19 protein-coding genes are annotated in these 20,372 nt (G+C 63.6%); 16 read left to right on the top strand and 3 right to left on the bottom strand.

All coding sequences use genetic code 11. The features are described 5' to 3' along the window. Positions 1–150 precede the first annotated feature (150 nt). Positions 151–444 carry a hypothetical protein gene (locus tag AAE027_RS31780; protein WP_128944970.1) on the bottom strand — a complete coding sequence of 98 codons (294 nt, stop codon included), beginning with the start codon at positions 442–444 and terminating at the stop codon, positions 151–153. Between the two features lie 587 nt (positions 445–1,031). On the opposite strand from AAE027_RS31780, the gene AAE027_RS31785 reads away from it, so the two are divergent. From AAE027_RS31785 to AAE027_RS31810, 6 genes are all read left to right on the top strand, one after another. After that, complete coding sequence (locus tag AAE027_RS31785; RefSeq protein WP_370989859.1) at positions 1,032–2,210, top strand: ABC transporter substrate-binding protein; 1,179 nt, start codon at positions 1,032–1,034, stop codon at positions 2,208–2,210. A gap of 188 nt (positions 2,211–2,398) precedes the next feature. Continuing rightward, on the top strand, positions 2,399–3,268 hold the full coding sequence (locus AAE027_RS31790; RefSeq protein WP_370989860.1) for a branched-chain amino acid ABC transporter permease: 870 nt from the start codon (positions 2,399–2,401) through the stop codon (positions 3,266–3,268). Between the two features lie 8 nt (positions 3,269–3,276). After that, positions 3,277–4,305, top strand: a complete 1,029-nt coding sequence (locus AAE027_RS31795) for a branched-chain amino acid ABC transporter permease (protein WP_370989861.1) — start codon at positions 3,277–3,279, stop codon at positions 4,303–4,305. After that, the gene (locus tag AAE027_RS31800; RefSeq protein WP_370989862.1) at positions 4,302–5,057 is read left to right on the top strand and encodes an ABC transporter ATP-binding protein; all 756 of its coding nucleotides are present in this window, start codon (positions 4,302–4,304) and stop codon (positions 5,055–5,057) included. Before AAE027_RS31795 ends, AAE027_RS31800 begins: the two co-directional genes overlap by 4 nt. After that, positions 5,050–5,766: an ABC transporter ATP-binding protein gene (locus tag AAE027_RS31805; RefSeq protein WP_128938835.1), complete on the top strand. Its 717-nt coding sequence runs from the start codon at positions 5,050–5,052 to the stop codon at positions 5,764–5,766. Before AAE027_RS31800 ends, AAE027_RS31805 begins: the two co-directional genes overlap by 8 nt. Before the next feature lie 70 nt (positions 5,767–5,836). Next, positions 5,837–6,955 (top strand): cobalamin-independent methionine synthase II family protein, encoded by a 1,119-nt coding sequence (locus AAE027_RS31810; RefSeq protein ID WP_128938834.1) that lies wholly within the window; start codon positions 5,837–5,839, stop codon positions 6,953–6,955. Between the two features lie 175 nt (positions 6,956–7,130). Here AAE027_RS31810 and AAE027_RS31815 read toward each other — a convergent pair whose 3' ends face one another. Then, positions 7,131–8,849 carry a caspase family protein gene (locus AAE027_RS31815; protein ID WP_370989863.1) on the bottom strand — a complete coding sequence of 573 codons (1,719 nt, stop codon included), beginning with the start codon at positions 8,847–8,849 and terminating at the stop codon, positions 7,131–7,133. A gap of 172 nt (positions 8,850–9,021) precedes the next feature. Between AAE027_RS31815 and AAE027_RS31820 the strand changes: the two genes are divergently transcribed. From AAE027_RS31820 to AAE027_RS31865, 10 genes are all read left to right on the top strand, one after another. Beyond that, complete coding sequence (locus AAE027_RS31820; protein ID WP_128938832.1) at positions 9,022–10,377, top strand: hypothetical protein; 1,356 nt, start codon at positions 9,022–9,024, stop codon at positions 10,375–10,377. A gap of 61 nt (positions 10,378–10,438) precedes the next feature. Further along, a complete protein-coding gene (metK, locus tag AAE027_RS31825) occupies positions 10,439–11,635 on the top strand; it encodes a methionine adenosyltransferase (protein WP_128932730.1) in 1,197 nt (398 codons plus the stop codon). 129 nt (positions 11,636–11,764) lie between these two features. After that, positions 11,765–13,186, top strand: coding sequence for an adenosylhomocysteinase (gene ahcY / locus AAE027_RS31830; protein ID WP_128932731.1), 1,422 nt, complete (start codon positions 11,765–11,767; stop codon positions 13,184–13,186). Between the two features lie 156 nt (positions 13,187–13,342). Continuing rightward, positions 13,343–14,803 (top strand): flavin-containing monooxygenase, encoded by a 1,461-nt coding sequence (locus AAE027_RS31835; protein WP_370989864.1) that lies wholly within the window; start codon positions 13,343–13,345, stop codon positions 14,801–14,803. A gap of 136 nt (positions 14,804–14,939) precedes the next feature. Next, on the top strand, positions 14,940–15,602 hold the full coding sequence (locus AAE027_RS31840) for a nucleotide-binding protein (protein ID WP_370989865.1): 663 nt from the start codon (positions 14,940–14,942) through the stop codon (positions 15,600–15,602). Further along, entirely contained in the window at positions 15,571–16,224 is a 654-nt protein-coding gene (locus AAE027_RS31845; RefSeq protein WP_370989866.1) for a hypothetical protein, read from the top strand. The genes AAE027_RS31840 and AAE027_RS31845 overlap by 32 nt, the downstream gene beginning before the upstream one ends. A gap of 177 nt (positions 16,225–16,401) precedes the next feature. Next, a complete protein-coding gene (locus AAE027_RS31850) occupies positions 16,402–16,557 on the top strand; it encodes a hypothetical protein (protein ID WP_007612486.1) in 156 nt (51 codons plus the stop codon). Between the two features lie 133 nt (positions 16,558–16,690). Further along, complete coding sequence (locus AAE027_RS31855) at positions 16,691–17,620, top strand: aspartyl/asparaginyl beta-hydroxylase domain-containing protein (RefSeq protein ID WP_128938827.1); 930 nt, start codon at positions 16,691–16,693, stop codon at positions 17,618–17,620. Positions 17,621–17,633: 13 nt separating this feature from the next. Continuing rightward, positions 17,634–18,092 (top strand): YybH family protein, encoded by a 459-nt coding sequence (locus AAE027_RS31860; RefSeq protein ID WP_370989867.1) that lies wholly within the window; start codon positions 17,634–17,636, stop codon positions 18,090–18,092. A gap of 165 nt (positions 18,093–18,257) precedes the next feature. Continuing rightward, positions 18,258–19,598, top strand: coding sequence for an MFS transporter (locus tag AAE027_RS31865; RefSeq protein WP_370989868.1), 1,341 nt, complete (start codon positions 18,258–18,260; stop codon positions 19,596–19,598). A gap of 64 nt (positions 19,599–19,662) precedes the next feature. Here AAE027_RS31865 and AAE027_RS31870 read toward each other — a convergent pair whose 3' ends face one another. After that, positions 19,663–20,364 carry a fumarylacetoacetate hydrolase family protein gene (locus tag AAE027_RS31870; RefSeq protein ID WP_370989869.1) on the bottom strand — a complete coding sequence of 234 codons (702 nt, stop codon included), beginning with the start codon at positions 20,362–20,364 and terminating at the stop codon, positions 19,663–19,665. Positions 20,365–20,372: the final 8 nt, after the last annotated feature.

The following is a 20,372-nucleotide window of genomic DNA, read 5'->3' on the forward strand; positions in this document are numbered from 1 at the left end:
ACAAGACGCCTCGCTGCACCCTAAAAAGCTCGCCGCCCTTTTTGAGTCAGGCTCTGAGGAGACCGCGAAGCGGGCGTCTCGAAGGACGAGGCGCACGCAAAGCGCCATATACGATTGCCCTGCCGCGTGCGGGGAGAGGGGCGCACAATCTTAACGCACCGCGTTGCCCGACGTTGTCCCCGTCGCGCCCTTCTGCGCCTGCTCTTCCTTCTCGCGATCGGCTGCCGGCAGCAGCCGCTTGCGTTCGCGCTCCTTCATGTAGGCGTCGTATTGCGGCGTACCCGGTCGCGGCGGGGCGTCGGCCGGCAGGCCACCGGCCCATTGCGGGACGTAGTCGCCCATGCCGGCGGAGAGCTTTTCGTTGACCGTGCCGCAGCCTGCAAGGTTCGATGCCAGCAGAGCGACGACGGCAGCGATCGAAAGCGAACGGAAACGCATGAGCATCTTCTACTTCGTGCCCGATCGGGCACGTGTGATGGGGACGCCGAACGGGCGCGAGCGGCGGACTGTAGTCCTCAATAAGCAAAATTGGCCTATTCGAAGACAGATTCTTTTGTATACACGAAGGTATTATAATAGGTTTATTTTGCCCTTGAGAGGGTCATCCTAGCTGGTATGGTATACATAGCGTATTCACAAGCTAGGAGATCAGCCGGCATAGCCGTGAGGGTTCAACGGCAAAAGCATTCGGGGATGTTCGAATTCTGCAAATGAGAGGCGGAATTCTCCATCACGCTGCCGTGGCGCCCTCTTAGAGTGCCGCATCAAATTCGCGGCAAACTGGCTTGAGCAACGAAGGGCTTTTTCGTTGACAAGACCATTTTATTTGTACAATCGTACAAATATCTCCGGGCTGTCGTCGACGGGACCGCGCGCTTGCGCCGAATGGTCGCCCAACGTCCGATTGACAACGGGGTTGCAGAGGACGCCATGTGGCCGCACGGCATGGCTTGTCCGCGAGTTAAAGCGCGGCAAGGACCGGGCACTCGGTTCAGGGCACAAAAGTCAGGAATTAAGGGGAGGGAGATCTGATGTTCGTACGCAAACCATTTTCTTGGGCCGCCGCGGTGGCTGCCATCTCGGGCCTTGCTGCCATTGCTCCGGCCAAGGCCGAGGACGCCGTCAAGGTCGGCCTGATTCTGCCGATGACCGGCGGCCAGGCCTCGACCGGCAAGCAGATCGAGAACGCGATCAAGCTCTACATGCAGCAGAAGGGCGACACCGTCGCCGGCAAGAAGATCGAGATCATCCTCAAGGACGACGCCGCGATTCCCGACAAGACCAAGACCGCCGCGCAGGAGCTGATCGTCAACGACAAGGTCAACTTCATCGCCGGCTTCGGCGTGACGCCCGCCGCGCTCGCGGCCGCGCCGCTCGCAACGCAAGCCAAGATCCCGGAAGTGGTCATGGCGGCCGGCACCTCCATCATTACCGAGCGTTCGCCCTACATCGTGCGCACCAGCTTCACGCTGGCGCAGTCCTCCACCATCATCGGCGACTGGGCGGTGAAGAACGGCATCAAGAAGGTGGCGACGCTGACCTCGGACTACGCGCCGGGCAATGACGCGCTGAACTTCTTCAAGCAGCATTTCACCGCCGGTGGCGGCGAAGTGGTCGAAGAGGTCAAGGTGCCCTTGCAAAACCCTGATTTTGCGCCGTTCCTGCAGCGCATGAAGGACGCCAAGCCCGACGCGATCTTCGTGTTCGTGCCTGCGGGGCAGGGCGGCAACTTCATGAAGCAATATGCCGAGCGCGGCCTCGACAAGGCCGGCATCAAGGTGATCGGACCCGGCGACGTCACCGATGACGATTTGCTCAACAACATGGGTGACGCCGTGCTCGGCACGGTCACCGCGCATCTCTACTCCGCGGCGCATCCCTCGCAGATGAACAAGGACTTCGTTGCCGCTTACAAGAAAGCGTTCGGCAACCGTCCGGGCTTCATGGCCGTGAGCGGCTATGACGGCATGCACCTGATCTACGAAGCGCTGAAGAAGACCGGTGGCGACACCAACGGCGACAAGCTGATCGAGGCGATGAAGGGCCAGAAGTGGGAGAGCCCGCGCGGCCCGATCTCGATCGACCCCGAGACCCGCGACATCGTGCAGAACATCTACATCCGCAAGGTCGAGAAGGTCGACGGCGAGCTCTACAACGTCGAGTTCGCGACCTTCGAGGCCGTCAAGGATCTCGGCAAGACCAAGAAGTGACGCGCTCTTTTCTACACCTCTCCCGCTTGCGGGAGAGGTCGGCGCGAAGCGCCGGGTGAGGGCTCTCTCAATACGGGGATTGTCTCGTTGCGGAGAGACCCTCTCCCCAGCCCTCTCCCGCAAGCGGGAGAGGGAGCACAGCAGCCTACTCCGCTAGACCTCATATTCTCGACAACGACCTGTCATCGATGACCGCAATCCTTACCAACCTGTTCGATGGCGTTGCCTACGGCATGCTGCTGTTCGTGCTCGCCTGCGGGCTCGCGGTCACGCTCGGCCTGATGAACTTCGTCAATCTCGCCCATGGCGCCTTCGCCATGGCCGGGGGCTATGTCTGCATGGTGCTGGTCAACCGGATGGGCTGGCCGTTCTTCGCCGCGCTGCCGCTCGCCTTCGTCTCCGCAGCCGCGATCGGCATTGCGCTCGAACGCACGCTCTACCGCCACCTCTATGCGCGCAGCCATCTCGACCAGGTGCTGTTCACGATCGGCCTGACTTTCATGTCGGTGGCGGCGGTCGATTACATCCAGGGCTCTTCGCGCGTCTTCATCAATTTGCCCGCCGCGCTCCAGGGCCAGTTCGACGTGTTCGGCGTCGGCATCGGCCGCTACCGGCTGATGATCATCGTGATCTGCGGCCTGCTCACCATCGGCCTGCAGATGGTGCTGGCCAAGACCCGCTTCGGCAGCCGCCTTCGCGCCGCAGTCGATGATCCCCGCGCCGCGAGCGGCCTCGGCATCAACGTGCCGCAAGTGTTCGCCTTCACGTTCGCTTTTGGCTGCGGGCTCGCCGGCCTCGGCGGCGCGCTGAGCGCCGAGATTCTCGGCCTCGATCCGTACTTTCCGCTGAAATTCATGATCTACTTCCTGATCGTGGTCACCGTCGGCGGTTCGTCCTCGATCACCGGGCCGTTCCTGGCCTCGCTCCTGCTCGGCATCGGCGACGTCGCCGGAAAATATTACGTGCCGAAGATGGGCCCCTTCGTGATCTACACCATGATGATCGTGATCCTGATCTGGCGCCCGAACGGCCTGTTCGGCCGCACGGCCACGCGTTGAGTCCGCCGATGAGCGCTTCCTCCGACGTCGGTCATCACGCCCAGCGCCAGGCGCGCTGGCACTATGGCGAAGTCGCCTTCTGGCTCATCGTGCTGGCCTGCGGCTTCGCCTTTCCCACGCGCTATCTGATCATGACCGACATCCTGCGGCTGGCGCTGTTCACGATGTCGCTCGATCTCATCCTCGGTTATGCCGGCATCGTCTCGCTCGGCCATGCCGCCTTCTTCGGTGTCGGCGCCTATGCGGCGGGACTTCTTGCGCTGCACGGTATCATCAAAGAGCCCGTGCTGGCGCTGATCGTTGCCGGCCTTGCCGCGATGGTGCTCGGCTTTGCCACCAGCTTCCTGGTGATCCGCGGCGTCGATCTGACCCGGCTGATGGTGACGCTCGGCATCGCCCTGCTGCTGGAAGCGCTGGCCGAACGCTTCTCCAACATCACCGGTGGCACCGACGGCCTGCAAGGCATCGAGATGCAGCCGATCTTCGGCGCGATCCCATTCGACATGTTCGGCAAGGCCGGCTTCTTCTATTCGCTGGCCGTGCTGTTCCTCCTCTTCCTGCTCGCCCGCCGCGTCGTGCATTCGCCGTTCGGCCTGTCGCTGCGTGCGATCAAGAACAATCCGCTGCGGGCCGCCGCCATCGGCATCCCGGTCAATCGCCGCCTGATCGCGATCTACACCCTGGCGGCGTTCTATGCCGGCATTGCGGGGGCGCTGTTCACCCAGACCACCGCGATCGCTTCGCTCGACGTGTTCGCGTTCGAGCGCTCCGCCGATCTGATGCTGGTGCTGGTCATCGGCGGCACCGGCTATCTCTATGGCGGGCTGATCGGCGCGGTGGTGTTCCGCATGCTCCAGGAATTGTTCTCCACCATCACCCCGCAATACTGGCAGTTCTGGATCGGCCTCGTGCTCGTCGTGATCGTGCTGGTCGGCCGCCAGCGCCTGCATCGCTGGGTGCTCTATGTGCCGAACCTGATCATCAGGCAGGTGGCCGGGCGCAAGGCCGTCGTCGCCGTGCCGGAGAGCGACGCATGACCATCGCGCTCGAAACGAAGAATCTCGAGAAGCAGTTCGGCGGCCTGCGCGTCACGCGCGACTTGTCGCTCAAGGTCGAGCAGGGCGCCCGCCATGCCCTGATCGGCCCGAACGGCGCCGGCAAGACCACGGTCATCAACCAGCTCACCGGCGTCCTCAAGCCGAACTCGGGGCGGATCCTGCTCGAAGGCCAGGACATCACCGATCTGCCCGTGCACAAGCGCGTGCTGCGCGGCCTGTCGCGCACGTTCCAGATCAACCAGCTCTATCCCGACCTGACCCCGCTCGAGACCATCGGCCTTGCCGTCTCCGAGCGCCTCGGCCATGGCGGCGACTGGTGGCGGCGGATGGGGACGCGCGGCGACGTCAACGGTGAGGTCGCCGATCTGCTGACGCGCTTCCATCTGCTCGATGTCATGAACGAGCAGACCGTGACGCTGCCCTACGGCAAGCAGCGCTTGCTCGAGATCGCGGTGGCGATCGCGGCCAAGCCGCGTGTGCTGCTGCTCGACGAGCCCGCCGCCGGCGTGCCCGAGAGCGAGCGCCATGACATTCTCGCGGTCGTCGGCGCACTGCCGCGCGACGTCACCGTGCTCCTCATCGAGCACGACATGGATCTCGTGTTCTCCTTTGCCGACCGCATCTCGGTGCTGGTCTCCGGCGCGCTGCTCACCGAGGGGCCGCCCGAACAGGTCGCGCGCGATCCGCAGGTCAAGGCGGTCTATCTCGGCGAGGAGGCGGTCAATGTCTGACCTGCTCGCGATCGACTCCCTTCGCGCCGGCTATGGCGAGGCGGTGGTGCTGCCCAACATGTCGCTGCGCCTCGCCGAAGGGCAGGTGCTGGCGCTGCTGGGCCGCAACGGCACCGGCAAGACCACGCTGATCAATTCCATCGTCGGCGTCACCCGCCGCTTCTCGGGGTCGGTCGCGCTTGCCGGCGCGGATGTCACCTCGCTCCGGCCTGACCAGCGCGCGCGTGCCGGCATCGGCTGGGTGCCGCAGGAGCGCAACATCTTCCGCTCGCTCACGGTGGAAGAGAACATGACCGCGGTGGCGCAGCCCGGCCCCTGGACGGTCGAGAAGGTCTACGAGATGTTCCCGCGGCTGAAGGAGCGGCGGAGCAATTTTGGCAACCAGCTCTCCGGCGGCGAGCAGCAGATGCTGGCGATCGGCCGCGCGCTGACGCTCAATCCGAAAGTCCTGCTGCTGGACGAGCCGACCGAGGGCCTCGCCCCCATCATCGTCGAGGAACTGCTCAAGGCGATCGGCACCATCACCCGGGCGGGCGGCATCTGCTCGATCATCGTCGAGCAGAATGCCCAAAAGATTCTGGGGCTGGCCGACCGCGTCGTGATATTGGAGCGCGGAACGATCGTCCACGACGCCCCGAGCGCGGCGCTGAAGGCCGACCCATCCGTCCTGGAGCGCCACCTCGGCGTCGCCGGAGCGGCCGCCCATTGATCTTCGCCTCTCCCCGCAGGCGGGGAGAGGGAGTACAACTTGCGCCACTGAAAGTTCGGGAGAGATAACAATGCAGCGAACCAAAGCCCCCTTCCGCGCCGACGAGGTCGGCAGCCTTCTGCGTCCCGCCAAGATCAAGGAAGCCCGCAGCCGTCTGGAGAAGGGCGAGATCTCGGCCGACGATCTGCGCAAGATCGAGGACATGGAGATCGAGAAGGTCGTGCACAAGCAGGCCTCGATCGGGCTCAAACTTGCGACCGACGGCGAATTCCGTCGCTCCTGGTGGCATTTCGACTTCCTGGCCAAGCTCACCGGCTGCGAGCTGTTCCATCCCGACACCGGCATCCAGTTCGCGGGCGTTCAGACCCGGCACGACGCGGTGCGCGTGATCGGCAAGCTCGACTTCCCCGACAACCACCCGATGCTGGATCACTTCCGCTTCCTGAAGAAGTACGCCGATCAGGCCCACGTCACAGCCAAGATGACGATCCCGTCGCCGGCGGTGCTGCATTTCCGCGGCGGTCGCAAGTCGATCTCCAAGGACGTCTATCCCGATCTCGACGCCTTTTACGAGGACCTCGGCAAGACCTATCGCAAGGCGGTGAAGGCGTTCTACGACGCCGGCTGCCGCTATCTCCAGTTCGACGACACCGTCTGGGCCTATCTCTGCTCGCAGGACGAATTGCAGAAGGCGCGCGAGCGCGGCGACAATCCCGAAGGCCTCCAGCAGATCTATGCCCGCATCATCAACTACGCGCTGGCCGAGAAGCCCGCCGACATGGTGGTGACGACGCATGTCTGCCGCGGCAATTTCCGCTCGACCTGGATCTCCTCGGGCGGCTACGAGCCGGTCGCCGAGACCCTGCTCGCCGGCACCAATTACGACGGCTATTTCCTCGAATACGACAGCGATCGCGCCGGCGGCTTCGAGCCGCTGCGCTTCCTGCCCAAGGGCAACAAGGTCGTCGTGGTCGGCGTCATCACCTCGAAGTTCGGCGAACTCGAGAAGAAGGACGACATCAAGCGCCGCCTGGAAGAAGCCGCCAAGTTCGCCCCGCTGGAGCAGCTCGCGCTGTCGCCGCAATGCGGCTTCGCTTCGACGGAAGAGGGCAACATCCTCTCTGAGGAAGAGCAGTGGGCCAAGCTCAGCCTTGCGGTGGAGATCGCGAAGGAAGTGTGGGGCAAGTAAGTCGCCTCTTGCTCGCTGTCATTCCCCGCGAAGGCGGGGAATCCAGTACGCCGCGGCTTCTCGGCTCAATCACTGGCGCAACGGAGTACTGGATCGCCCGGTCAAGCCGGGCGATGACAGTTGAGTGTTGGGCGAGCAGCGCGGCCCTCCTGATGAGCCAAGCGCAAACCCGCCCTCACTTCGCCGCCAGATAGACCTCACCCAGCAACGACGAATTCGACCACGGCACCTGCTTGTTCTTCGTGGTCGAGACCACCTCGGCCCGTACCCGTGTCAGCATCTGCTGCACCTCCAGCCCGGGCGTGCCGATGTGACGCGACAGCGCGGCGGAGAACGGCGAGTTCGCGCCTTCGCCGTCGAGCGCGACCTGGCCCGGCGCGGTCGCGTAGGCGATCAGCGTGCCGGCTCCCAACGTCACGCCGGTGCCCAGGCTCGTTGGAGCTGCGAGGCCCGAGGCACCCTCGATGCCGCGATTGCCGCCGACGGATGCGACCTGCTGCGCCATCGGATTGTTGCGGCAGGCGTCGAAGATCAGGATGTTGGTGCGGACCTGGTCGTCGAGGCCGGCCATGATCGTATCAGTCTCGATCATCGCCTCCGTCATGTTCGCGCCCGGCTTGAGCGCGACGTCGACGGGAATGAGATAGTTGCGGCCGTCGACCTGCACACCATGGCCGGCATAGTAGACCATCGCGACCTGCGCCCGCGCCGCCACGCGCAAGAAATCGCGCGTCACCTTCTGCATCGCGGCGCGGTCGAGGTCGATGCCCTCGGACACGGTGAAGCCGATGTCGCGCAGGCTCTTGGCGATGGCGCGCGCATCGTTGGGCGGATTGGGCAGCGCCTTGACATGCGCATAGGCGCCATTGCCGATCACCAGCGCCATGCGCTTGCCGGGGGCGACCGGTGCGGGCGAGGGCGTCGGCGCCGGCCCCGCCTGCTGCGGAGCGGGGGTGGACGTCGGCTGCGTCGTCGGTGACGGCGCATCGCGCGGGATCGGCGCGCTCGCATCCGTCAGCAGCGACAGCCGCACCTTCGCGGTGGCCTGGTTGGCCTTGCTGCCGGCGTCCGAAGCCACGATCGCCAGCGTCGCCTTGTAGTCGTCCTTCGCATGCGCATAGTCGCCCTTGACCTCATAGGCGAGCGCGCGATGGATGTAGCCGGAGATCAGCACGCTGTTGGGCGGCGTCATGATGTTGACCGGCGGCCTTTCCTTGGCGAGCCGGATCGCTTCGCTGCCATCGGCGATGGCGCGATCGAGATCACCCTTGGCGCGCCAGATCGCGGTGCGGTTGATCAGCGGCTGCGGCAGCGTCGGATCGAGCCGGATCGCCTGATTGATGTCCGCGAGCGCGCCGTCGAGATCGCCGAGCGCCTCTTTCGAGATGCCGCGGTTCTGGAACGAGAACGCCGATTTCGGATCGGCCTTGATCGACATGTCGTAATCGGCAATGGCCTTGGCATAGTCGTGCTTGCCACGCCAGGCATTGCCGCGATTGTGGAAGATGATGCCGCTGGGCGGGCCGAGCTTCAGCGCGTCGTCGAAATCCGCGATCGCGATCTCGTACTCGCCCTTGTCGTAATAGGCCGACCCCCGCAAGTTGTAGACCGCCTGGCTCGGCTGGAGCCGGATCGCTTCCGTGGCATCAGTGATGACCTTGGCGTAGTCGCCCTTCTTGTTCCACCCGACCGCGCGCCAGAAGTAGACCGTTGCGAGCTCCTCGGCCCTGAACACTTTCAGCGCGATGATCTTGGTGCAGGCGTCGACCATCTGGTCCGCGGGCGTGGTCTCGGTGGTGCAGAGCGGGCCGAGCTGATTGCGGGCCTGGGCGAAGGCGGGCCCGGACCACGGCGCGACGATGAGCAGGCAGAGCGCGACGAGCAGGCGGCGCATGACGATATCTCGTGAGAGGAGAAGCGCTTGTTTGTTGCCCGGCGGGGCGCAGGGGTTCACGGGCTCCCGCCCTGGCGCGCGGCCAACCGAGGCGCATCGATCCGCTATTCCCTGAGTGGGCAGAATTTGCTAGGACACAGGACCCAATCCGTCTGCCCACCGCGTCCCACCGATGAAAAACGACGAAATCCTAAGCCAGATCACCGAATTCTGCCGCAAGGCGGGCATGGCGGAATCGACCTTCGGTCGGCGCGCGGTGAACGATGGGAAGCTGGTGCATCGGCTGCGCGAGGGAAAGCGCATCACCATCGACACGCTGGAGCGGATCCAGGCCTATATGGCCGCATCGATGGCCGGCGGCGTGCCGCCGCCACGGGGACTTCAGGTGCCGCCGGAAAAGCGCGACCCGCGCGGCAATTTCCGCTTCTTCGAGAACCGCCAGAAATACCTGCTGTTCGTCCACACCTGCAGCGAGAAACGGGTGATCGCAGACAGGGTCGCCTTGGAGCTAAGTTCCATCCATCCGCGCCCGCCGGCGCTACGTCTGTTCGACGCAGGCGTGGGCGACGGCACAGTGCTTGCGCGGGTGCTGCGCGCGACGCACCAGCGCTTTCCCAACATGCCGTTCTATGTCGCCGGTAAAGAGCTCAGTCTCGAGGACCTGCGCCTTACGCTGGAGAAGGTGCCGGATCGCATTTTCGAGCATCCGGCGTCGGTGTTCGTCTTCACCAACATGTTCTACGCGGAGGCGCCCTGGCTGACGCCGGCATCGCCTGCGGCGGCGGCGGCCACCGTCTGGCACGAGGTGCCGCTGCGCGGCGCGTCATCGGGCGAGTTCGAGCAGCAGATCGCGGAACTGCGGCCGTTTCTGGAGCAGAACTGGCGCGCCGCGATCAGCCCACGCACGGCTATGCCGCTCTACGAGCGGCCCGTCGTCCTCGTGCTCTATCGCGAAGACCACAGGTTTCTCTTGGATTCGACCATCCCGCGGCCGGGCCAGACCGAGGCCAATTTCGACCTCGTCATCGCATCCCAGCCCTACCGGGCGCTATCCTCGGTTAATTTCCGGGCCAAGCGGATCATTGCACCCTTGGCGCGGGCGCTCCGGCCTGGCGGCAGGCTGATCGGAATCCACTCCCATGGCCAGGATCCGGGCATGGAAATGATCCAGGCGATCTGGCCTGGAGAAAATCCTTTCTCAGTCAGCCGTCATGAGCTACTGCGTGCAGTTAAGTATGAACTTGGATCGGTGGGCCGCGACTTAAATTTTAATGCTTACGCGGATAACCGTTCGATCTTCAGGTATGATATGGAAGCGCTGCCCAACGAGGTCACCGGCACCATCGGTACCTCGACGGCCTTTGCAGCGTGGAATGCGGCGGTGTATGTCGCTCAGATTGAGGACGACCGGTTGACAGAAATGACTCAAAACGGCCGCACTCTGGATGCCGCCAGGGACGTGCTGCGCAAGTACAATGGGCTCTGGTTTCTCGACGAATCCTACGTCATCTCGCGTCGGCGTGATTGACATCATCAAAAGGTAAACATCGCAAACGCCCGCCGGCTAAAGGCGGAACAAGGGGTTACTGATGCGCGCATCCTATCTCTTCACCAGCGAATCCGTGTCCGAGGGCCATCCGGACAAGGTCTGTGACCGGATCTCCGATGAGATCGTCGACCTGTTCTATCGTGAAGGGCCGAAGGCGGGCATTGATCCCTGGGCCATCCGCGCCGCCTGCGAGACGCTGGCGACCACCAACAAGGTGGTGATCGCAGGTGAGACCCGCGGTCCGAAGTCGGTGACCAACGAGCAGATCGAGAGCGTCGTCCGCGGCGCGATCAAGGACATCGGCTACGAGCAGGAAGGCTTCCACTGGAAGACCTGCGACGTCGAGATTCTGCTGCATCCGCAGTCGGCCGACATCGCGCAGGGCGTCGATGCGCTGCAGCCGGGCGAGGTCAAGGAAGAAGGCGCGGGCGACCAGGGCATCATGTTCGGTTACGCCACCAACGAGACGCCCGACCTGATGCCGGCGCCGATCTTCTACGCCCACAAGATCCTCCGTCTCATCTCCGAAGCGCGCCACTCCGGCCGCGAGAAGGTGCTGGGCCCGGATTCCAAGAGCCAGGTCACCGTGCAGTACGAGAACGGCAAGCCGGTCGGCGTGCGCGAGATCGTGGTGTCGCATCAGCATCTGATCGAGGACCTCACCTCCAAGCAGGTGCGCGACATCGTCGAGCCCTATGTGCGCGAGGCGCTGCCGAAGGACTGGATCACGCCGAAGACGATCTGGCATATCAACCCGACCGGCAAGTTCTACATCGGCGGCCCCGACGGCGACTCCGGCCTGACCGGCCGCAAGATCATCGTCGACACCTATGGCGGCGCGGCCCCGCATGGCGGCGGCGCGTTCTCCGGCAAGGATCCGACCAAGGTCGACCGCTCCGCGGCTTACGCGGCGCGCTACGTCGCCAAGAACGTCGTTGCCGCCGGTCTCGCCGATCGCTGCACGCTCCAGCTCGCTTACGCCATTGGCGTCGCGCGGCCGCTGTCGATCTACATCGACACCCACGGCACCGGTAAGGTGTCGGAGGACCAGCTCGAGAAGGCCGTCGCCAAGGCGATGGATCTCACGCCACGCGGCATCCGCACCCATCTCGACCTCAACCGCCCGATCTACGCGCGCACTTCGGCCTACGGCCATTTCGGCCGCACGCCGGACAATGAGGGCGGCTTCTCCTGGGAGAAGACCGACCTCGTCGAGCCGCTCAAGCGCGCGCTCTAGTTTTAAGCGTCATCCCGGGGCGCACGCGGTACGCGAGCGAACCCGGGATCCTTATCCATCACATCGAGATTCCGGGTTCGCCTCTTTCGGGCGACCCGGAATGACGAGTTCAACAACAGGACACTCGCAATGAACGCGAAGCCCGGCTTCACCGATTACATCGTCAAGGACATTTCGCTCGCCGATTTCGGACGCAAGGAGATCTCGCTCGCCGAGACCGAGATGCCCGGCCTGATGGCCACCCGCGAGGAGTACGGCCCGAAGCAGCCGCTGAAGGGCGCGCGCATCGCCGGCTCGCTGCATATGACGATCCAGACCGCGGTGCTGATCGAGACGCTGGCCGCTCTCGGCGCCGACATCCGCTGGGTCTCCTGCAACATCTATTCGACGCAGGATCACGCCGCGGCTGCGATCGCGGCCGCCGGCATTCCCGTCTTCGCCGTCAAGGGCGAGACGCTGACTGAATATTGGGATTACACCGCAAAACTGTTCGACTGGCACGGCGGCGGCACGCCGAACATGATCCTCGATGACGGCGGCGATGCCACCATGCTGGTGCATGCCGGTGTCCGTGCCGAGAACGGCGACACTGCTTTCCTCGACAAGCCGGGCTCCGAGGAAGAGGAGATCTTCTACGCGCTGGTCAAGCGCCTTCTCAAGGAGAAGCCGAAGGGCTACTTCGGCGAGATCGCCAAGAACATCAAGGGCGTTTCGGAAGAGACCACCACGGGCGTGCATCGCCTCTACGAGATGGCCAACAAGGGCACGCTGCTGTTCCCGGCGATCAACGTCAACGACAGTGTCACCAAGTCGAAGTTCGACAACCTCTATGGCTGCCGTGAATCGCTGGTCGACGGCATCCGCCGCGGCACCGACGTGATGCTGTCGGGCAAGGTCGCGATGGTCGCCGGCTTCGGCGACGTCGGCAAGGGTTCGGCCGCTTCGCTGCGCCAGGCCGGCTGCCGCGTCATGGTCTCCGAAGTCGATCCGATCTGCGCGCTGCAGGCGGCGATGGAAGGCTACGAGGTCGTGACCATGGAAGACGCCGCGCCCCGCGCCGACATCTTCGTCACCGCGACCGGCAACAAGGACATCATCACCATCGAGCACATGCGCGCGATGAAGGATCGCGCCATCGTCTGCAACATCGGCCACTTCGACAACGAGATCCAGATCGCCGCTCTGCGCAATCTGAAGTGGACCAACATCAAGCCGCAGGTCGACGAGATCGAATTTCCCGACAAGCACCGCATCATCATGCTGTCGGAAGGGCGCCTCGTGAACCTCGGCAACGCCATGGGCCATCCGTCCTTCGTGATGTCGGCGTCCTTCACCAACCAGACGCTGGCGCAGATCGAGCTGTTCGCCAACAACAAGGACGGCAAGTACGAGAAGAAGGTCTACGTGCTGCCGAAGACCCTCGACGAGAAGGTCGCCCGCCTGCACCTCGCCAAGATCGGCGTCAAGCTCACCGAGCTGCGCAAGGACCAAGCCGACTACATCGGCGTGAAGCAGGAAGGCCCGTACAAGTCGGATCATTATCGGTACTGAGATTTTCTCCAGCAACGGCACGAAAGCCCCGGATCGATCCGGGGCTTTTTTGTTTGTCGGCCAGAAAACGATCGCTCTCCTAACGGTTGTGGCGAGCCGATTGGCGATTGACGGGCGCCGCCGCCGGTCGGACAATCCGTCCCGGCGGAGGAAACCATGTCCCAAGAACATTTCGACGTCCTCATCGTCGGTGCCGGCCTGTCCGGCATCGGCGCGGGCTATCATTTGCAGACGAAGTGCCCGGGCAAGAGCTACGTCATCCTGGAGGGACGCGACTGCATCGGCGGCACCTGGGACCTGTTCCGCTATCCCGGCATCCGCTCCGACAGCGACATGTTTACGCTCGGCTATTCGTTCAAGCCGTGGACCGACCCGAAGGCGATTGCCGACGGGCCGCAGATCCTGAACTATGTCCGCGAGACCGCCGCCGAGAACGGCATCGAGCAGCACATCCGCTTCCGTCATCGGGTCAAGCGCGCATCGTGGTCGACGCCGGAGGCGCGCTGGACCGTGGAGGCCGAGCGCATCGCGGGCGAGGGCGCAACCGAACTCGTGCGCTTCACCTGCAATTTCCTGTTCATGTGCTCGGGCTATTACAAATACGAGGCGGGCTACACGCCGGAGTTCAAGGGCACGGTGGATTTCCAGGGCCGCATCGTGCATCCGCAGAAATGGACCGAGGACATCGACTATTCGGGCAAGCGCGTCGTCGTGATCGGCTCGGGCGCGACCGCAGTGACCCTGGTGCCGGAGCTCGCCAAGAAAGCGGCGCAGGTCACCATGCTCCAGCGCTCGCCGACCTACGTGGTGTCGCGCCCCGCTCAGGATCCCGTCGCCAACAAGCTGCGCCGCAATTTGCCGACGCGGCTTGCTTATCACCTGATCCGCTGGCGCAATGTGATGTGGGGGATGTTCTTCTTCCAGCTCAGCCGGCGCCGGCCGGCGAAGGTGAAGGATCTCATCCTCAGGGGTGTGCAGATGGCACTCGGCCCCGACTACGACGTCGCGACCCATTTCACGCCGCGCTACAATCCCTGGGACCAGCGGCTGTGCCTCGTTCCCGACGGCGATCTCTTCAAGGCGATCCGCGAGCAGCGCGCCGCCGTCGTCACGAGCGAGATCGACACGTTTACGCGCGACGGTATTCGCCTGAAGGACGGCAGCGAGCTTGCGGCCGACATCATCGTGACGGCGACGGGCCTCGTGCTCCAGGTCGTCGGCGGGCTCGAGATCAGCGTCGATGGCCGCGCCGTCGATTTCGCCAGCACGCTGACCTACAAGGGCATGATGTATGCCGACGTGCCGAACATGGCTTCCGCCTTCGGCTACACCAACGCGTCGTGGACGCTGAAATGCGATCTCACCTGCGAATATGTCTGCCGGCTCATCAACTACATGGACCGGCACAATTTCCGTCAGTGCAAGCCGCACAATGACGATGCCACGATCACCGCACAGCCTTCGCTCGATTTCACCTCGGGCTACGTGCAGCGCTCGATCGCCAAGATGCCGAAGCAGGGCTCGAAGCGGCCGTGGCGGCTCCACCAGAACTACGCGCTCGATATCGTCTCCTTGCGCTTCGGCCGGATCGACGACGGCGTGATGAAGTATTCCTGATCTCCGTATGTTGCCGGAGGAACCCGTCGATCGCTTGAGGTGAACCGCGACTTCAAGTAGTATTGCTGCGTTGCATGCAATTTAGTTCCGACAGCGCCTGAGTTCCGCGTCGCTGGCATTGATGGGAGCGCGGGACGTGCAGGTGGTTGCTCTGGTCACGCAAAAAGGCGGAAGCGGCAAGAGTACGCTGGCCGTTGGGCTTGCAGTGGCCGCGATGGAGCGCGAAGAGCGCGTCGCTCTCATCGAGGCGGACGCGCAGGGTACCATCTCGAAATGGAAACAGCGTCGCGAGAATTCCTTTCCTCGTGTCGAGTGCGTTGCGGATCCGGCGGAGATCGAGCCGGTGCTATCTCGGCTCCAGGCTGAAGGAATTGGGCTCGCAATCATCGACACGGCCGCCACGAATAACGCCTTGGCGCTGCGCGCCATCACCAACGCCGACCTCTGTCTCATTCCGGCGCGTCCGAGCCCGGCCGATATCGAAGCTGCCATCCCTACGCTGTTGGCCATTCGTAGGGGTAACCGCCGGTTCGCCTTCATCCTCAATCAGACGCCCACACGGGGGTGCCGGCTGAGTGAAGCTGCCACGTCGCTCAACTCGCTTGGGGTGCTTGCGCTTCCCTTTATTGGACAGCGCAACGACCATCAGGATGCGCTCGGGGTAGGCTTGGGCGTCACCGAGTTTGCGCCGGACGGAAAAGCCTCGGACGAGATCGTTGGGCTGTGGCGCTGGATTTCGGAACACATCTTCGCGGAGTCGAATCATCATGAGCAAGGCGCGGTCGAGACAGCCTGCTGATGGCGCACGCGCCAGACGTCGGTCGCTGGTGGATCTGACTGCGGCGGTGAGCCGTAGCATCGACGAGAGCCTCTTGGAGATGCCGCCTGATCCGGTCGCCGTCCCACGGGGCGATGGACTCCGGAGCGAGCGGGCAGCCAAGAAGGCTGCTCGAAAGACGCCTGCTCGAAAGGTACCTGCGGAGACGGCCATTCCCGCGGCAATCGACAACGTCGCGACGTGCTCGTCTACGAAGGTGGAGTTGGGTTCGACGCAATTCCAAAGTGCCAGCAACACCTCCGCTCTCGCCGTGGAGATCGCCAAAGAGATGCAGACGCGTGCTCTCGAGGCAATGAAGTTAGGCGTGCATACTGCGTTCGAATATACGAAGGATATTGCCAGCCCGGAAAGCGACGTCCTGGACGGAGCTGCCGCTGAGTGCCACGCGGTCGTGCTCGAATTGATGAAAGTGAATGCAGGCGCGACCCTGCAGTATACGCGCGAGTTGAGCCGCGTGAGAACGCTCTCGCAGTGGGTCGAGTTGTCGAGCTCACATGCGCGAAAGCAGTATGAGTTGGTGCGACAGCAAGCCGAATTGCTGAAATCATTGACACGCAATGCGAGAACGTCCGGCGCCGAATAGCGCGCATCGGAATCAGGATATCGCCGAGGCTGGGGCGGGGCGCCCCGCCCGCCAATGTTGTTTGCGTATTCGGCCGCCCGTCTGAATCGGCCATCCTGCCCAACGGTTAACGCCGGATTAACGGATGGGTCCTAGCCTGTCTCGGCCGGGGTGACTCGCAAGGCCGAGGTGAGCCCAATGGAAGCCCAGAGAATCGCGGTCGACGCCGTCGTCGCGCTGACCGATTGCGACCGCGACGCCGTCATCGCCTTCATCCGCCGTCTCTACCTCGCCGGCGTCACCGATCCCAAGCGCCTGACGTTCAAGGGGCTCCAGGCGCTGTCGCGGGCCTGATTTGGGCGGTTTCGGCCCCAAGTTCCGCTCGAGCGCTCTCCCCAGCGTGATTGCAACCCGGCGGTGAATATCTTGCCGCTCGGGCCCTGTCGGGCTACACGACACCCCGGCTGGGTCACTTGGGATTGGGGAAATGCTGAAACAGCTTTTTGCGCCGCAACTTGTCATTCTTTATGTGCTGGCGGCCTCGACGATTTACGTTCACTTCCGCGGCAAGCAGCGGCTGCGCTTCGCGCGCCAGCTCGGCGATCACTCGACCTACCTCGCACCCTACAACGTGCTGATGTATGCCGGTTCGGCCGTGCCCAACAAGCCGGTGATCTCGGTCGATCAGTTTCCCGAGCTGAAGCCGCTGAGCGAGAACTGGGAGACCATCCGCGACGAGGCGGTGCGCCTGTTCGACGAGGGTTTTATCCGCGCCGCCGCCAAGAACAACGACTGGGGCTTCTATTCCTTCTTCAAGAGCGGCTGGAAGCGGTTTTACCTGAAATGGTACGATGACTTCCTGCCTTCGGCGCGCACGCTCTGCCCGAAGACGGTGGAGCTGCTGAACTCGATCCCGAGCGTGCACGGCGCGATGTTCGCGATGCTGCCGCCGGGCGGCAAGCTCGGCGCCCATCGCGATCCCTTCGCGGGTTCGCTGCGCTATCACCTCGGCCTCGTTACGCCGAACTCGAACAAATGCCGGATTCTCGTCGACGGCGTCGAATGCGTCTGGCGCGACGGCGAAGCCTTCATGTTCGACGAGACCTTCATCCACAGCGCCGAGAATGCGACCGACGTCAACCGCATCATCCTGTTCTGCGACGTCGAGCGCCCGATGAAGTTCGGCTTCATGACCGCGATCAACCGTTGGGTCAGCCATCACATCGTCAAGGCGTCGGCGACGCAGAACGTCGACGGCGAGAATGTCGGCGTGCTCAACAAGGTGTTCGGCAAGCTCTACGAGATCCATCTCGGCAGCCGTAAGGTCAAGGAATGGAACCGCAACGTCTACTATACGCTGAAGTATTCGCTGACGGCGCTGATCCTCGGCCTCATCGTGCTGTCGGCGTTGCGGTGATCGGCGCCTCGCGATGAGCCCCTTGCCGGTCGCGAATACGGAGATCGTGCGGTTCTTCCGCCAGTGGCTGGACACCTTCGCGGGCTATGTCCGCGAAGTCGACTACGCCTCGGCGCGGCCGCTCTTCCATCCGGATGTGCTCGCCTTCGGCACGCATAACGATGTCATCCCCGGTCTCGACCAATGGGTCTCGACGCAATGGGACAACGTCTGGCCGAAGACGACCGATTTTCGTTTCGTGCTCGATCAGACCTCGATCCTGGCATCGTCCGACGGCACGATGGCGACCGTGATCGCGCCATGGACGAGCACGGGCTACCATCCTGATGGCAGCGCGTTTGCGCGGCCCGGCCGGGCGACGATGGTGTTCTCCAAGACCGCCGACGGCTGGCTGTGTGTGCATTCCCACATGTCGCTCAACCGCGGAGTGCCCCAGGCGAGCCACGCCAATCGGCCGGTGAAGGCCTGGTAGAGCCAAGCCGTCCGGCAGCGTGCGCCGCCGACTTTATTGGCCGACTAAAGTTTTACCTTCTCGCTCCAGTTCGGCCGGAACGCTTGGAACCTGATCTCGTTTGTTCCTCAACGAACAACCGGTGAAAAATGCGCAACAGGGGGGCTGTTCGAGGGAAACGCTCCCATGGCAACACTCGACCTTGATGCCACCCGACTTACTGAATCCGAGCATCAGCGCCAGCTTCGTCGCGCGGTGATCGCGTCCACGGTAGGGACCGCGATCGAATGGTATGATTTCTTCCTCTACAGCACCGTCACCGGTCTGGTTTTCGCAAAGCTGTTCTTTCCGCAGTCCGATCCCTGGGTTGGCACGCTGGAGGCGTTTGCGATCTACGCGGTCGGCTTCGTCGCGCGCCCGATCGGCGCGGCAATCTTTGGACACTATGGCGACCGCATCGGACGTAAATCGACGCTGATCGCGACGCTGCTTTTGATGGGACTGGCGACCGCAGCAGTGGCCGTGGTGCCGACCTATGCGAGCATCGGCATCTGGGGCGCCGTGATCCTGACCGTGCTGCGATTCATTCAGGGCGTCGGCGTTGGCGGCGAGTGGGGCGGCTCGGTGCTGATGTCGATGGAATGGGCCCGCAGCGACCGATCCCGAGGATTGATCGCGTCATGGCCGCAATTCGGCGTGCCCTGCGGCCTGTTCCTCGCAAATCTCGCCGTGCTGGCGTTCAGCCAGATGGCGGGCGATCAGTTCCTGGCGTGGGGCTGGCGTATTCCGTTCGCGCTCAGCATCATCCTGGTCGGTGTCGGCCTTTATATCCGGCTCGGCATTCTCGAAACGCCGGTGTTCTCAAAGCTCGTGGCCGAACGTCAGGTCGACCGCACGCCGATGCTGACGGTGATCCGGGAATACCCGAAGGAGATCCTGCTGTCGGCCTTCGCGCGCATGTCGGAGCAGGCGCCGTTTTACATCTTCACCGCCTTCGTCTTCTCCTATGGCATCGGCACCCTGCACGTTTCGCGCGACTTCCTGCTGACCGCGGTGCTCTCGGCCTCGGTGCTGTCGTTCGTCTCGATCCCGCTGTGCGGACATATCTCCGATCAGATCGGCCGCAAGAACATGTACATGATCGGCGCTGCCGTGACGGGCATCTTCGGCTTCGTCTATTTCGCGCTGCTCAACACCGGATCGCCAACCATCATCTTCCTTGCGATCATCCTGTCGTTGATTCCGCACGACATGCAGTACGGTCCGCAAGCGGCCTTGATCGCCGAGAGCTTTACCGGACGCCTGCGCTACAGCGGATCCTCGCTCGGCTATCAACTTGCATCCGTGATCGCCGGCGGCCCGGCGCCGCTGATCGCAACCTGGCTGTTCGGCACGTTCCACTCGGCGACCGCAATCGCGGTCTACATCGCGATTTGCGCTGTCATGACGCTGGCCGCAACCGCGATGATGACCGATTACACCGGGAAGGACATCAACGTGGCTGGCGCGCACGAGCGGCGAACTTGAGGCCGCAAAAAAAGCCCCGGACGTGACGTCCGGGGCTTTGCCTGTCCGTGATCTCGAGCTCAGCCTATTCCGGCTGGCCGATCGAGACCTTCAGCGTGCCGACGCCGTCGACGCCGCATTCGAGCTTGTCGCCCACCTGGAGCTGCGACACGCCGGCCGGCGTGCCCGTCATGATGATGTCGCCGGCGGCGAGCTTCACCTGCTGCGAGAGCTGCCAGATGATCTCCGGCACGTTCCAGATCAGCTCGGTGAGGTCGCCCTTCTGCGCTTCCTTGCCGTTGACGGTGAGCCAGATCTTGCCCTTCGAGGGATGGCCGATCTTCGAGGCCGGCTGCACCGCGGAGCAGGGGGCGGAGCCGTCGAACGACTTGCCGATCTCCCAGGGACGCTCCTTCTTGCGCGAGGCAATCTGGAGGTCGCGGCGGGTGAGGTCGATGCCGACGGCGTAACCGTAGACGTGGTCGAGCGCCTTGTCGGCGGGGATGTTCAGCCCGCCGCTCTTCATCGCGACGACCAGCTCGACCTCGTGATGCAGATCCTTGGTCAGCGGCGGATAGGGGATGGTTGCGCCGTCGGGCACCAGCATGTCGGCGTGTTTGGCGAAGAAGAACGGCGGGGCTCGCTCGTCATTGCCCATCTCGCGGATGTGCTCGAGATAATTGCGGCCGACGCACCAGATGCGGCGCACCGGGTAACGGCCGCTTTCGCCGACGACGGGAAGCGATGCCTGGGGCGGAAGCGGAATGACGTAGGAGGCGGCGTTCATGAAGCGGT

Origin of the sequence: Bradyrhizobium sp. DN3, assembly GCF_041357655.1 — a bacterium.
Lineage (GTDB): Bacteria > Pseudomonadota > Alphaproteobacteria > Rhizobiales > Xanthobacteraceae > Bradyrhizobium.